15 protein-coding genes are annotated in these 13,337 nt (G+C 72.4%); 11 read left to right on the forward strand and 4 right to left on the reverse strand.

Going from position 1 to position 13,337, the window contains the following annotated elements; translation table 11 throughout:
* Window positions 1–101: 101 nt before the first annotated feature.
* The 3 genes from DV20_RS07105 to DV20_RS45440 all read left to right on the forward strand — a co-directional run bounded on the left by DV20_RS07105 (window position 102) and on the right by DV20_RS45440 (window position 2,658).
* A complete protein-coding gene (locus tag DV20_RS07105; protein ID WP_043777503.1) occupies window positions 102–1,712 on the forward strand; it encodes a SpoIIE family protein phosphatase in 1,611 nt (536 codons plus the stop codon).
* An 87-nt stretch (window positions 1,713–1,799) separates the two neighbouring features.
* Window positions 1,800–2,342 carry a type 1 glutamine amidotransferase domain-containing protein gene (locus DV20_RS07110; protein WP_043777504.1) on the forward strand — a complete coding sequence of 181 codons (543 nt, stop codon included), beginning with the start codon at window positions 1,800–1,802 and terminating at the stop codon, window positions 2,340–2,342.
* A 151-nt stretch (window positions 2,343–2,493) separates the two neighbouring features.
* Window positions 2,494–2,658, forward strand: a complete 165-nt coding sequence (locus DV20_RS45440; protein WP_160169704.1) for a hypothetical protein — start codon at window positions 2,494–2,496, stop codon at window positions 2,656–2,658.
* A 59-nt stretch (window positions 2,659–2,717) separates the two neighbouring features.
* Here the strand turns inward: DV20_RS45440 and DV20_RS07120 are convergent, their stop codons facing one another.
* A complete protein-coding gene (locus DV20_RS07120; RefSeq protein ID WP_043777507.1) occupies window positions 2,718–3,128 on the reverse strand; it encodes a hypothetical protein in 411 nt (136 codons plus the stop codon).
* A gap of 153 nt (window positions 3,129–3,281) precedes the next feature.
* Between DV20_RS07120 and DV20_RS07125 the strand changes: the two genes are divergently transcribed.
* From DV20_RS07125 to DV20_RS07145, 5 genes are all read left to right on the forward strand, one after another.
* Window positions 3,282–3,701, forward strand: a complete 420-nt coding sequence (locus tag DV20_RS07125) for a helix-turn-helix domain-containing protein (protein ID WP_043777508.1) — start codon at window positions 3,282–3,284, stop codon at window positions 3,699–3,701.
* A complete protein-coding gene (locus DV20_RS07130) occupies window positions 3,698–4,552 on the forward strand; it encodes an alpha/beta fold hydrolase (RefSeq protein WP_043777512.1) in 855 nt (284 codons plus the stop codon). Before DV20_RS07125 ends, DV20_RS07130 begins: the two co-directional genes overlap by 4 nt.
* Before the next feature lie 352 nt (window positions 4,553–4,904).
* Complete coding sequence (locus tag DV20_RS07135) at window positions 4,905–6,002, forward strand: sialidase family protein (protein ID WP_200876363.1); 1,098 nt, start codon at window positions 4,905–4,907, stop codon at window positions 6,000–6,002.
* A 140-nt stretch (window positions 6,003–6,142) separates the two neighbouring features.
* On the forward strand, window positions 6,143–6,982 hold the full coding sequence (locus DV20_RS07140) for an SAM-dependent methyltransferase (RefSeq protein WP_043777516.1): 840 nt from the start codon (window positions 6,143–6,145) through the stop codon (window positions 6,980–6,982).
* A 101-nt stretch (window positions 6,983–7,083) separates the two neighbouring features.
* Window positions 7,084–7,323: a hypothetical protein gene (locus tag DV20_RS07145; protein WP_043777517.1), complete on the forward strand. Its 240-nt coding sequence runs from the start codon at window positions 7,084–7,086 to the stop codon at window positions 7,321–7,323.
* Between the two features lie 60 nt (window positions 7,324–7,383).
* Here the strand turns inward: DV20_RS07145 and DV20_RS07150 are convergent, their stop codons facing one another.
* Complete coding sequence (locus tag DV20_RS07150; protein WP_043777520.1) at window positions 7,384–8,217, reverse strand: aldo/keto reductase; 834 nt, start codon at window positions 8,215–8,217, stop codon at window positions 7,384–7,386.
* Between the two features lie 23 nt (window positions 8,218–8,240).
* Window positions 8,241–9,422: an MFS transporter gene (locus DV20_RS07155; RefSeq protein WP_043777521.1), complete on the reverse strand. Its 1,182-nt coding sequence runs from the start codon at window positions 9,420–9,422 to the stop codon at window positions 8,241–8,243.
* Between the two features lie 134 nt (window positions 9,423–9,556).
* On the opposite strand from DV20_RS07155, the gene DV20_RS07160 reads away from it, so the two are divergent.
* Together DV20_RS07160 and DV20_RS07165 are read left to right on the forward strand one after the other, a co-directional pair.
* Window positions 9,557–10,018: a MarR family winged helix-turn-helix transcriptional regulator gene (locus DV20_RS07160; RefSeq protein WP_043777523.1), complete on the forward strand. Its 462-nt coding sequence runs from the start codon at window positions 9,557–9,559 to the stop codon at window positions 10,016–10,018.
* A gap of 228 nt (window positions 10,019–10,246) precedes the next feature.
* Entirely contained in the window at window positions 10,247–10,897 is a 651-nt protein-coding gene (locus DV20_RS07165; RefSeq protein ID WP_043777524.1) for a ThuA domain-containing protein, read from the forward strand.
* An 11-nt stretch (window positions 10,898–10,908) separates the two neighbouring features.
* Here DV20_RS07165 and xylA read toward each other — a convergent pair whose 3' ends face one another.
* Entirely contained in the window at window positions 10,909–12,057 is a 1,149-nt protein-coding gene (xylA, locus tag DV20_RS07170; protein ID WP_043777526.1) for a xylose isomerase, read from the reverse strand.
* Between the two features lie 96 nt (window positions 12,058–12,153).
* Here xylA and DV20_RS07175 point away from each other — a divergent pair, with 96 nt between their 5' ends.
* Window positions 12,154–13,317 carry an ROK family transcriptional regulator gene (locus tag DV20_RS07175; protein ID WP_043777529.1) on the forward strand — a complete coding sequence of 388 codons (1,164 nt, stop codon included), beginning with the start codon at window positions 12,154–12,156 and terminating at the stop codon, window positions 13,315–13,317.
* Window positions 13,318–13,337 lie beyond the last annotated feature (20 nt).

The following is a 13,337-nucleotide window of genomic DNA, read 5'->3' on the forward strand; positions in this document are numbered from 1 at the left end:
GTCGTCGACCCAGCGTGCCATGCTTCGCCCTACACTTCGAGCCAGTCCGCCCGCTCACGCGGTAGCCGTGCGACAGCAGTCCGGAGGCAGGAGGTCCGTGCATGGTGTCACGTCCGGCCCCGGCTTCGGCGCCCCCGCCGCCGATGACCGGTGACGGCGGGCCGCCGGGCTTCGACGCCTTCGGGCGGGCCGTCCTCGAAGACGTCCGCGACGCGGTGTTCCTGCAGGACGCCGGGGGCGCGGTGCGCTGGGCCAACCCGGCGGCGCGGGCCCTGGCCGGTGACGCCGAGCCGCACCTGCACCCGATCGCCGAGACGGTGACATCCGGGGCTTCGCCCCGGGCCGGGGGCACCCGGGCCCCCGCGGAACCGGGGGCCGGGCACGTCGAGCTGGCCGGCCGCCGCCGCCCGGCGCGGATCCGCGCCCTGCCCGGCGGCTGGCACGCCTGGACCGTCCCCGCCGACGACGTCCCGCAGCGGCGCGTGGGGGACTTCCTGGCCGAGGCCGGTCCCCGGCTGGCCGCCGCGCGCGGGCGGCACGGCACCGCCCGGGTGATCGCCGAGCTGGCCGCGTCCGCGCTGGCCGATACCGTCTTCGTGCTGCTGCCGACCACCCGCGGCCGCTGGGAGTGGTGGAGCTGCGAGCGCCCGGCCGCCCAGGGCCACGGCCGGATCCGGCGGGTGCCGGCCCAGGTCGCGCCGGTGCTGGCGGCGACGTTCGGCGCCACCGGGCCGCCGCAGCAGGCGCCGGTGCCCGCGCCCGAGGTCGCCACGCTGCCGTCGGTCGTCGCGGACCGGTTCGCCGGGCACGCCGACGTCTCGGTCGTCTCGCTCGGGCCGAACGCGAGCGCCGGGGTCACCGGCGCCCTGCTGCTGGGCCGCCGCGGCGACGCCGAGTTCGGCGCCGAGCAGGCCCGCGCGGTGGCCGGGTTCGCCGTCGCGGCCGGGACGGCGCTGGCCAACGCCCAGCGCTACGCCCGGCAGGAAGAGGCCACCCGCGGCCTGGAGACGACGCTGCGCCCGATCGACCCGCCGGAGCTGGACGGGGCCCGGTTCGAAACCTGGTACGAGCCGGCGGGCGGGGTCCTCGCCGTCGGCGGTGACTTCTTCGACGTCCTGCCCCACGACGACGGCAGCGCGTTCCTGGTGCTCGGCGACGTCTGCGGCAAGGGCCCCGAGGCCGCGGCCCTGACCGGCCGGGTCCGGCACGCCCTGACCGCGCTCGCCATGGTCGAACGCGACGGCCGCACGCTGCTGCGGCTGCTCAACGAGCTGCTCATCGCCGGGGGCAGCAGCCGCTTCGCCACCCTCGTGCTCGGCACGGCCAAGCCGTCCGACGGCGGTGTCGGCCTGACCCTGGCCTCCGGCGGCCACCCGGCGCCGCTGATCGTCCGCCGGTCCGGCGTGGTCGAGGAGGTCACGGTCCCGGGCACGCTGGTCGGCATCTCGCCGCAGGCCCGGTTCGCCGAGGCCGAGGTGCGCCTCGAGCGCGGCGACGTCTGCGTCCTCTACACCGACGGCATCACCGAAGCCCGCAACCGGCACGACCAGACGGAACTCTTCGGAGACGACCGGTTGCGCGCCGTGCTCACGGCGGCGGCGGGCCAGCCCGCGCGCGAGGTCGTCCGGAAGCTGCGCCAGGCCGTCCGGGACTGGCTCGGCAGCTCCGCACACGACGATATCGCCGTGCTCGCCGTGGAATGCGCGGACTGATTGCACTGTCCTTTTTGGACTTGGTTTGGCGTCGTGACAGGGGGGTAACCACCCCGGTGCATTCAGGTTTTCCGACGGAGGAGCCCCATGGCGAACGCACTGCAAGGACGCCGGGTCGCGATCCTGGCCGCGGACGGCGTCGAACAGGTCGAGCTGGAGAAGCCACGCCAGGCCGTCCTCGACGAAGGCGCCACGGTCGAGCTGGTTTCCCTGGACACCGGCGAAATCCAGGCGATGAACGGCGACATCGACAAGGGTGACCGGTTCCCGGTGGACCGGAAGGTGGCCGACGTCGAAATCGGCGATTTCGACGCCCTGCTGCTGCCGGGCGGCACGATGAACCCCGACAACCTGCGCACGGACCCCGACGCGGTCGCCTTCGTCGGCGACTTCGTGCGCGCCGGCAAGCCGGTGGGGGTCATCTGCCACGGGCCGTGGACGCTCGTCGAAGCGGACGTCGTCCGTGGCCGCACGCTGACGTCGTACCCGAGCATCCGGACCGACCTGCGTAACGCCGGCGCCACCGTGGTCGACGAAGAGGTAGTAGTGGACAACGGACTGGTCTCCAGCCGGAACCCGGACGACCTGCCTGCCTTCTGCCAGGCGGTCGTGCGGGAGTTCGCGGGCTGATCCGGCCCGCGGGGCGCGGGTGGCTCTGTCCCTTGTGGACTGTCACCCGATCGTGTGTGTTAAGTCCCGCTTAAATGTGTTGGCGTTCGGCGCTGCGGCGGAGGACGCTGTTGGTGTGACGAGGATCGCCCGTGGAGAGGGGGTGGACGCGATGACTGTGCACGCAAGGCGCTACGGCCGCTGGTGCCGTGAACACTTCGACGCGATCGCCGCCGAGGGCGTTCCCGTACCCCGCGGCGGCGAGCCCGCCGAGCAGGCCCTGCCGCGGCCCGAGCCGGAGCCCGTGCAACCGGGTGCCGAACAACCGCAACGCTGATCGAGCACGAAGAAGGCCTCCCCGACACGTCGGGGAGGCCTTCTTCGTGCGGCGGCGCGTCAGCGGTAGCTGCGCCGGTACCAGACGCGCCGCGGACCGGGCACGCCGATGCGGGTGATGACGTCGGTCAGGATGGCGCCGATGAGGAGCCACAGGACCGCGGCGAGACCGTCGTTGAGGAACGTCCGCAGGCCCTCCGAGTTCGGCGTGAAGAGGTTCCGCAGGCCGAGTGACACGCCTGACGACCACTCGGAGATCAGGTGCGCGAAGCCGTTCGCCGCGTTCGCCCCGCCCAGCACCAGCACGATGTGCACGGCCAGGACCAGCGCGAACACCGCGCAGACGAGGTGGATGAGGGCGTTGATCGTGCGCACGGCCCGGATGCGCGGGTGGGTGCGCTCCACGATCTCTTCGGTGGCGGCGGGCTCGTACGGCGTGCCGTACGGCTCCGGGGGCGGGGGATACGGCATCGTCGGCGTCCTTTCGACTGTCCGATGTGGACGTATCTGGGCGAACAGGAACAACACTCGGAAATACCCGTCACCCGGGTGAGCGAACCGCGTACTCCTCAAACTTCCCTATTGTGGGCGTGATAGGGTAATTTGAGGAACGCTGGGAGGGTCATGACGCAGGACGTCTTCTCTGTCGAACAGGTCGCCGCGAAGCTCGGGCTGCACGTCCGGACGGTCCGGAACTACGTGCGGGACGGGCGGTTGAAGGCGGTCCGGATCGGCAAGCAGTACCGGATCGCGGCCGAGGATCTCGCGGCCTTCACCGGGCTGCCGGTGGCCGAGCGGGCTCCGGCGGCGGAGCTTTCGGGGGTCGTCGAGATCGACGGCGTCGACCGGGCGGCGGCCGACCGGATCGCCACCATGGTCGTGGCCTCGGTGAACGGGTCCCGCGACGGCGGCGAGCGGCCGCTGCGCGTCGAAACGATTTACGACGGGGAGCGGTCCACGATGAAGATCATCGTGCTCGGCGACCTGGCCGCGGCGGCCGACCTGCTGCGCTGGATCGCCTCGATCACGGAAAACCTGACGTGACCGCGATCTATCGCTCGGCGGCCGGGGCGGCCGCGGTCCGCGAACGCTACGACACGCTGCTGGACCACTGGCCGGTGCCGGCCGAGCGATGCTCGTTGACCACCCGGCTGGGTGACACGTTCGCTGTGGTGTCCGGCCCGGCGGACGCGCCGCCGGTCATCGCGCTGCAGGGGTCCGGCGGCACCGCGGCGCACTGGCTGCCGGACATCCCGACGCTGGCCGGGTGCCTGCGGGTGCACGCGGTCGACGCGCCCGGCGAGCCGGGCCGGACGGTCGAGGCGAGGCCTCCCTTGGCGGCTTACGCCGAGTGGCTCGACGACGTCCTCGACGAGTTCGGCCTGCCGCGAGCGGCTTTCCTCGGCACCTCACTGGGCGGCTGGTGGACGCTGGACTACGCGCTCCGCCGGCCCGAGCGGGTCACCGCGCTGGCGGTGATCAACCCGGCCGGGATCGGCAGGCGCCGGATCGCGCCGATCGTGAAGTTCGCCGGGTACCGCCTCTTCGGCGCTTGGGGACGGCGCCGCTCCCTGGCGATGGTTGCCCGGGGTGCGCACGGGCCGGTGGACGCGGCGCGTCGTGCGGTCGGCGAGTTCGCTCTTTTGACGTTCGAGCACTTCAGGCCCCGGGTGGAGCCGATCCCGGTGTTCCCGGTGGCGCGCCTGGGCGAGCTGGCGATGCCGGTGCAGGCGCACTTCGGAGCCCGAGACGTCCTCCTCGACCAGCGTGACGCGGCGGCGAAGCTGCGCGCGGCGCTGCCGGGGGCCGACGTTCGCCTGGCCGAGGACGCTGGGCACTTCCTGCCCGGGTGGGTCGGAGCCGCGGCGGACTTCCTGGCCGGGGCACGGTCGTGATGGGGTGGGGCCGTGGCATGGCGGGGTGGGGCGAGTCCGCCGGAGGCGCCGAGCTCTGCTGGCGTGACTTCACGCGGTTGGGTCCGGGCGGATCGGCAGCTGCGGTCGGTCAGCGCTGTGCATGGCGGGGTGGTGCGAGCCCGCCGGAGGGCCGAGTCCTGTCGGCGTGACTTCACCCGGTTGGGTCCGGGCGGATCGGCAGCCGCGGTCGATCAGCGCCGGGGCATCGCGGGATGGCCCCACCCGCCGAAGGCACCGAACCCGACCCCCGGCTGGCCCCACTCCGCTGCGCCGGGCAGCGCAACTCCGCGTGACTCGGCAACCCCCGCCCCGCCCAAGGCGTCAGGTGATCATGAGAACTCCCCGGCGCTGTGCGCTGCTGGTGTCCGTCATCGCCCTCCTGACCGGCTTCGCCTCGCCCGCGACCGCGGCGCCCGTGGTCCCGCCGGGGTTCCAGCCCGCCTCGACGAGCTGGACCGGCCCGGACACCGGCTACGTCCTCGGGTACTCGCCGTGCGGAACAACCTGGTGCCCGGCGCTGCTGGGCACCGGCGACGCCGGGCGGCACTGGCGGCGGCTGGGTGCGCCGCCGATGCCGCTGCCGGACAACCACAACCACGTCGCCTTGCGGGCCTTCGGCGACCGTGTCGCCTACGTCAGCGACGGCGTCCACGTGCGCACGACCCGCGATGGCGGCCAGACCTGGCAGCCGGTCGCGCTGGCCGGGGCGCGAGAGCCGTACTACCTGTCGGAGATCGCCGAGACCGGTGGGCGCGTCTTCGCCCTGCTGACCACCTACGGCGAGGGCCGCGGCTCGACCCGGTTGTACTCGGCGGCCGCCGGGGCGCCGGTGCTGGCTCCGGTGCCCGGGTTCGGCGTCACCGGGGGGCTCACCTACGGCGATCTGGCCGTCGGCGGGGGCCTGCAGGTCGCGCTCGGCGCCGACTACGGCGTCGAGCGGTACTGGACCTCGCTCGACGGTGCCCGGTTCGCGCCGGCGGAGGCGCCTTGCGCGGAGGGGACCGTCGCCTCGCTCGCCGGGGTTCGTGACCGGCAGGTCGTGGCCTTGTGCAGCAGCAGTCCCGGCTCGCCGCAGCCGGGCTCGACCGAGCGGCAGCTGCGGCACGCGCCGCGGCTCGGGGCGCCGTTCAGCGCGGACGGTGCGGCGCCGTTCGCCGGGATCAACCAGGGCTTCGCCGCCTCCTCGCCGACGTCCGCGACGATCGCGGCCATCGGTGGCGGGGTCGGGTTCCTGCACAGCACGGCCGACGGTGGCCGCACCTGGACGACGCTCGAGCTGCCCGATCGCGGCTTCGCGCTGACCGATCTCGACTTCGCCGGCCGCGGCACCGGGTTCGTCGTGGACGGCCAGCCGGACGCCGACGGCGGCTCCGCCGTGTACCGGACCACGGATGGGGGAAAGACGTGGCGCGAGGTGCGTTTCGGGTAGTTGTGCCTGGCAGGCAAGGCCCTTGTGCCCGGTTCACTTGGTGCACCCCATGTCGTAATCTGAGCACTGTCCGTTGCCGGACAGGGTGAGCGAACCCGGGCAGGGGTGTCGTCACCACGCGCAGAGTGGGAGAGCAGCCGATGACGCCTGGCGACCTGCGGTCCGGGACCGAGGGCGGTGCGGCCGCCCTCGATTTCAGCAAGGCGAGCCTGGCCCGGTTGTCCGACGCGCTGCTCGGCGGGCACGACCACTACGAAGTGGACCGCGAAGCGATGCGGCGGCTGCTGGCCATCGCGCCCGGCGCCCGGGAGATGGCCAAGGAGCACCGCGACTGGCTGGTGCGCGCGGTGCGGTTCCTGGCCGGCAAACGCGGCATCGACCAGTTCCTCGACCTGGGTTCCGGCATGCCGACCGCGGAGAACACGCACGAGGTGGCGCAGCGGTACAACCCGGACGCGCAGGTGGTGTACGTCGACAACGACCCGGTCGTGCAGGTGCACGGCCGGGCGCTGCTCGAAGAGAACTACCTGACCCACGTGACCGGCGCCGACCTGACGCGGCCTGCCGAAACCCTCGCCGACGACGTCGTCAAGGAGTACCTCGACTTCACGCGGCCGGTGGCGCTGATCCTCACTTCCATCGTGCACCACATCGACGACTACGACCGCGCGAAGGCGATCGTCGCCGAGTACGTCGACGCGCTCGCGCCCGGCTCGTTCCTCCTGCTCACGCACCACTTCGATCCGGAAGAGGACTCCCCGCGCCAGGAGCTGGCGCGGCTGCTGGAGACCAGCTTCCAGGGCACCGGCCTGGGCAGCGTGCACCGCACGCGCGAACAGATCGCGGGGTTCTTCGAAGGCACCGAGCTGCTCCGGCCGGGGCTGGTCTACCTGCACGAATGGTGGCCGGACGGCCCGCGCCTGCACCCGCTGGGCGAGCTGAACTTCCTGACCCTCGGCGGAGTCGCCCGCAAGCCGTGAGAGAGAAAACCCGGTGAATTGACCCGTTCGGCGGACAAGCGTGCCCGTTTCATGATTGTTTGTGCGCGCACAAGTTCCACCACACAACGGGGGTCAGACAGATGAAGAAGAAGATCGCGGCAGCCGCCGCCGTCATGGGCGCGCTCGTGTCAACGGTCGTGTTCGCGCCGCCGGCCAGCGCGGGGGACAGCCAGCTGTACAAGTACCAGTGGAGCTACCCGGCGGCGTACGAATACGACTGCTATTCGGACGGCCAGTGGTACGTGCAGACCGGCGGGTTCGTCCGGTTCGAGTGCCGGCCCACGACCTGGACGTGGGAGCTCTGGGCCGTCACGCGGTAGCTCGGCGCCTGCGGGCCACCTCGGGGGACTCCACGTCCCCCGAGGTGGCCCGCACGACGGTCATGCGGCGTTGAAGGAATCCGGGTCCGGGCCGGTGCGCTCGCCGCGGTCCAGCGGGGTCAGCGACTCCATCTCCTCCTCCGTGAGGGTGAACCCGAACAGGTCGAAGTTCTCCTCGATCCGGGACGGCGTGACCGACTTCGGGATCACGACGTTGCCCAGCTGCAGGTGCCAGCGCAGGACGATCTGCGCGGGCGTGCGGCTGTGCTTCACGGCCAGTTCGGCGACCACCGGGTCGCCGAGCAGGCTGCCGCCCTTGGCGAGCGGGCTCCACGCCTCGGTCGCGATGCCCTGCTTGGCGTCGAACTCGCGCAGCTCGCGCTGCTGCAGGTACGGGTGCAGCTCGACCTGGTTGACCGCGGGGGCGATCTCGGCGTTGTCGAGCAGGCGCTCGAGGTGCGCGGGCTGGAAGTTCGAGACGCCGATCGCGCGGACCCGGCCGTCGGTGTAGAGCTTCTCGAACGCCTTCCAGGTGTCGAGGTACTTGTCCCGCGCCGGGGTCGGCCAGTGGATCAGGTAGAGGTCGAGCTGCTCCAGGCCGAGCTTGGCCATGCTCGCGTCGAACGCCTTGAGCGTCGAGTCGTAGCCCTGGGCCGAGTTCCACAGCTTGGTGGTGACGAACAGTTCGTCGCGGGCGATGCCGGACTCGGCGATCGCCTGGCCGACACCCTTTTCGTTGCCGTAGACGGCGGCGGTGTCGATGCTGCGGTAGCCCGCTTCGAGGGCGGCCTTCACGGCGGTGGCGGTCTCGTCGTCCGGGACCTGGAACACGCCGTAGCCGAGCTGCGGCATCCGCACGCCGTTGTTGAGTTCGATGTCGGGCACGCTGGTCACGAGGGGTCCTTTCGGTGGGTGGTTCATCGGGCGAGTACCCGTTCCCCGGCCGAGAAACTAGCCGGGGTGCGGCGGTCCAGCAGGCCGGAGACGAGCGCCACGGCGAGGCCCGCCGCGGCGAGCGCGGCGCCGATCCAGCTGGGGGCGGTGTAGCCGAGACCGGCTTCGATGGCCTGGCCGCCGAGCCGCGCGCCGCCGGCGTTGCCGAGGTTGAACGCGGCGATGTTCGCCGCCGACGCCAGGGCCGGGGCGCCCTCGGCCTTGGCCATCACGCGGGCCTGCAAGGGCGGCACGGTGGCGAAGCCGGCCGCGCCGAACAGCGCGATCGTGATCGCCGCGGGCACCTTCGCGTGCGCGGTGAACACGAACGCCACCAGCACGAACGCCAGTGCGGCGAGGATGACGTAGAGGCTGGGCATCAGCTTGCGGTCCGCCGCCTTGCCGCCGAGCAGGTTGCCGGCGAACAGGCCCGCGCCGAAGAGCACGAGCAGCCAGGTGACGGCGCCGCTGGAGAAGCCGGCCACCTCGGTCATCATCGGCGCGATGTAGGTGAAGGACGCGAACACCCCGGCGAAGCCGAGCGCGGTCATCGCCAGGGCGAGCCACACCTGCGGGCGGCGGAACACGGCGAGCTCACGGCGCAGGCCCGCGTCCGGGTCCGGTTCCTGGTGCGGCACGAGCGCGAGGATGCCGGCGGCGCCGGCCACGCCGAGCGCGCTGACCACCCAGAACGTCGAGCGCCAGCCGAAGGCCTGGCCGAGCGCGGTGCCGGCGGGCACGCCGAGCACGTTGGCCACGGTCAGCCCGGTGAACATCAGCGCGATCGCGCCGGCCTGCTTGGCCGGGGCGACCAGCGACGCGGCGACGACCGAGCCGACGCCGAAGAACGCGCCGTGGCTGAGCGCGGCGACGACGCGCCCGGTCAGCAGGCCGTAGCTCGGGGCGAGCGCCGAGAGCACGTTGCCCGCGATGAACAGGCCCATCAGGGAGACCAGCACGGTCTTGCGCGGCACCCGCGACGCCAGCGCGGTGAGCAGGGGAGCGCCGACGACGACGCCGAGCGCGTAGCCGGAGATGAGCAGGCCTGCGGACGGGATCGAGACGCCGAAATCGGCCGCGACCTCGGGCAGCAGGCCCATGATCACGAACTCGGTGGTCCCGATCCCGAACGCGCTGATCGCCAGAGCGAGCAGAGCGGCGGGCATGGACTTCCTTCTTCCCGGAGTAGACTGGTAACTGTCGTTGGCAACTACAAGCGTCCGAGATAGTTGCAGACGCCGTATATTGCACAAGCATGCGGCTTGGTGAGCTGCGCGCGCAAGCCGGGGAGTGGTGAACCGTGTCACTGGACGACGACGCCGTCGAAGCGCGCGCGCAGGGCTGGCGGACGCTGGCCGCGCTCCACGCGCGGATCGAGGACAGGCTGCAGCGGGCGCTCGAGCGCGACCACGAGCTGTCGGTGAGCGAGTACACGGTCCTGGACGTGCTGGCCCGCCAGGACGGCTTCCACTTGCGGATGAACCAGCTCGCGAACGCGGTGGTGCTGAGCCAGTCGGCGACGACGCGGCTGGTGGCGCGGCTGGAGGGCCGCGGGCTGCTGGCCCGCTACCTGTGCGAGGACGACCGCCGCGGGATCTACACGGAGGTGACGCCGGCGGGCCAGGCGCTGTTGACGGCGGCCCGTCCGACGCACGACACGGCCCTGGCGGAGGCGCTGGCGGAGGCGGAGACGCTGCCGGAGCTGGCTCCGCTCGTCGGGGCGCTCGGCGCGCTGAGCTTTCGCGGGGCCGCCTCGGCCTGACCGGTTTCCGGCGATCCGCGGCGACGATTCCGCGGGAGGGCCCGGCTTTGTCCGCCACGCTGTCCGCACGGACGGCCCGGTGTGGGCGTTTCTGCCGGTATCGTGCCAAGAGGGGTGCCGACGACGTCGGCCACGAAGTTCTTACCAGGTAACAGAACTAGTCCGCGTCGCCGAGGTCAAGGACCTCCTGCCGGCGGCCGCCGTTCCCACTGAACGAAAGAGGTTCCTGTGCGGGTGCTGGTGTTCTCCAAGACGGCCGGGTACCGGCACGACTCGATCCCGGCCGGGATCCGGGCGATCCGGGAACTGGGTGCGGCGCACGGTTTCGCCGTCACGGCGACCGAGGACGCGTCGGTGCTCACCGGCTCCTTCGACGCGGTGGTGTTCCTGTCGACCAGCGGTGAGATCCTCGACGCCGCACAGCAGGCAGCCTTCGAGTCCTATGTAGAGGGTGGCGGCGGTTACGTCGGCGTCCACGCGGCAGCCGACACCGAGTACGACTGGCCGTGGTACGGGCAGCTGGTGGGAGCCCGGTTCGAGACCCACCCGGAGATCCAGCAGGCCCGCTTCGTCACCGAAGACGGCGCCCACCCGGCGACCGCCCACCTGCCGCCGGTGTGGACCCGCACCGACGAGCTGTACGACTTCCGCACCAACCCACGTGGTCGCGTGCGGGTGCTGCAGTCACTGGACGAGTCCAGCTACACCGGCGGCGGCATGGGCGCGGACCACCCCATCACGTGGTGTCACCCGCAGGGCCGCGGCCGGGCCTTCTACACCGGGCTCGGCCACACGAGCGAGTCGTACGACGATCCGGCGTTCCGCACGCTCCTGCTGGGCGCGATCCGCTACGCCGCGGGAAGCACTCCCGCGGCGTAGCGGGCCGGCGGTCAGCGCACGCCGAGCAGGTGCTCCAGGGCGAGCTGGTTGAGCCGGGTGAAGTGGTAGCCGCGCGCGGCCGCCGCGTCGAGGTCGAACTCGTCGTTCAGGACGTCGTCGAAGCTCTCGCCCGGGGCCAGGGTCGGCGTCGAGAGGTCCGGGACCCGGGACGCGGCCAGCGCCTCGGCGACCTCCGGGTCGGCCCGGAACGCCGCCGACTTCTCCTTGAGGATCAGGTACGTCCGCATGTTCGCCGCCGCCGACACCCAGACGTCCGAGGCGTCCTCGGTGCGCAGCGGCTTGTAGTCGAAGTGGCGGGGGCCGTCGTAGCCGCCGTTCTCCAGCAGGTCGACCAGGAAGAACGCGCTCTTCAGGTCACCGTGTCCGAAGATCAGGTCCTGGTCGTACTTCGGGCCGTGCTGGCCGTTGAGGTCGATGTGGAACAGCTTGCCCTGCCACAGCGCCTGCGAAATGCCGTGCACGAAGTTCAGCCCGGCCATCTGCTCGTGCCCGACCTCGGGGTTGAGGCCGAACATCTCCGGCCGCGCGAGCTGCGAGATGAAGCCCAGCGCGTGCCCGATCGTCGGCAGCAGGATGTCGCCGCGCGGCTCGTTCGGCTTCGGCTCGAGCGCGAACCGCAGCGAGTAGCCCTTCTCGACGACGTAGTCGGCGAGCAGGTCGAGGCCCTCCTTGTAGCGGTCCAGCGCCGCGCGGACGTCCTTCGCCGCGTCGGACTCGGCGCCTTCGCGGCCGCCCCACACGACGTAGGTCTCCGCGCCCAGCTCGGCCGCCAGGTCGATGTTGCGGCGCACCTTCCGCAGCGCGTACCGCCGGACGTCGCGGTCGTTGCTGGTCAGGCCGCCGTCCTTGAACACCGGGTGGGTGAACAGGTTCGTCGTCGCCATCGGCACCTTGAGGCCGGTCTCGGCGAGCGCCTTGCGGAACCGCTCGATCGCCTTGTCGCGGTCCGGCTCGGTGGCCAGGAGGTCGTCGTCGTGGAAGGTCACGCCGTAGGCGCCCAGCTCCGCGAGCCGGTGCACGCTCTCGACCGGGTCCAGCGCCGCCCGCGTCGCCACCCCGAACGGGTCGTTCGCGGGCCAGCCCACGGTCCAGAGGCCGAAGGTGAACTTGTCGGCCGGCTGGGGAGCGTAGTCGCTCATGACTGTCCCTTCATTTAGTTCATGTTGTAGACTAAATATGCGCCGCCGGATCCCGGGCGTCAAGTGGCCGGGCTACAGTCTTCGCGGGAGGACACGATGACGCAGGCCGTGCGGCACGAGGAGATGCGCGCCCGCAACCTCGAGGTCGTGCTCGGCGCCGTCAGCCGCGGCGGTCCACTGACCCGGGCCGCGCTCGCCGAGGTCACCGGCCTGACCAAGTCGACCGTGAGCAAGCTGGTCGGCGACCTGGTCGACGCGGGCCTGCTCGCCGAGACCGGGCCGGCGCGGGTGGGCGAACGCGGCCGGCCGGGCGTGGCGGTCGTGCTCAGCGGGGCCCGCGTGGCGTCGCTGGGCCTGGAGATCAACGTCGACTACCTCGCGGTGCGCGTGCTCGACCTCACCGGCGAAGTCCGGGTCGCCGCCCGCCGCGAACGCGACAACCGCGGCTCGCGGCCGAAGAAGGTCCTGGGTGAGCTGCAGGAGCTGGCGCTGGACGCGCTGGCCGAGGCCCACCGGCTGGGACTGGAGGCGGCGGGCGCGGTGCTGGCGGTATCCGGCCCGGTCGGCGACGGCGTGCTGTTCAGCGCCCCCAACCTCGGCTGGCAGGACGTCCGCCCGGCCGACCTGCTGCGGCTGCCGGTCCCGGTCGAACTCGACAACGAGGCGAACCTCGCGGCCCTCGGCGAGCTCTGGTACGGCGACGGCGAACGCGATTTCCTCTACGTGTCGGGCGAAATCGGCATCGGCGCCGGCCTGGTCGTGCAGGGCACGCTGTACGCGGGGGCGACGGGCCTGGCCGGCGAGCTGGGACACGTCGTGGTGGCGCCGGAGGGAGCGGCCTGCCGCTGCGGCGGCAGCGGGTGCCTGGAGACCTACGCCGGCCAGGAGGCCTTGCTGGCGGCGGGGAACGCCCCTTCGGTACCGGCGTTGCTGGCGGCCCTCGAAGACGGCGACGAGACGGCGCTGGCGGCGTGCACGGCGGCGGGCCGCGCCCTCGGCATCGCCCTGACGTCGGCGGTGAACCTCCTGGACCTCGACCGCATCGTCCTGGGCGGGGTGTTCACGCAGCTGTACCCGTGGGTGTCCGGGCCGGTGTCGGAGGTCCTGGCCACCCGCCTCGGCGGCCTGCGCGGCACGCCCCCGGTGCTGTCGGCGTCCCGCCTCGGCGGTGACGCGGCCACCCTCGGCGCGGCCGGCCGGGTGATCCACCGCGTGCTGGCGGACCCGGCCCCCTTCGTGACCCGGGCGCAAGAGGCCTGAACGCCGTGAAGGCCGCCCCG

Origin of the sequence: Amycolatopsis rifamycinica, assembly GCF_000695625.1 — a bacterium.
Lineage (GTDB): Bacteria > Actinomycetota > Actinomycetes > Mycobacteriales > Pseudonocardiaceae > Amycolatopsis > Amycolatopsis rifamycinica.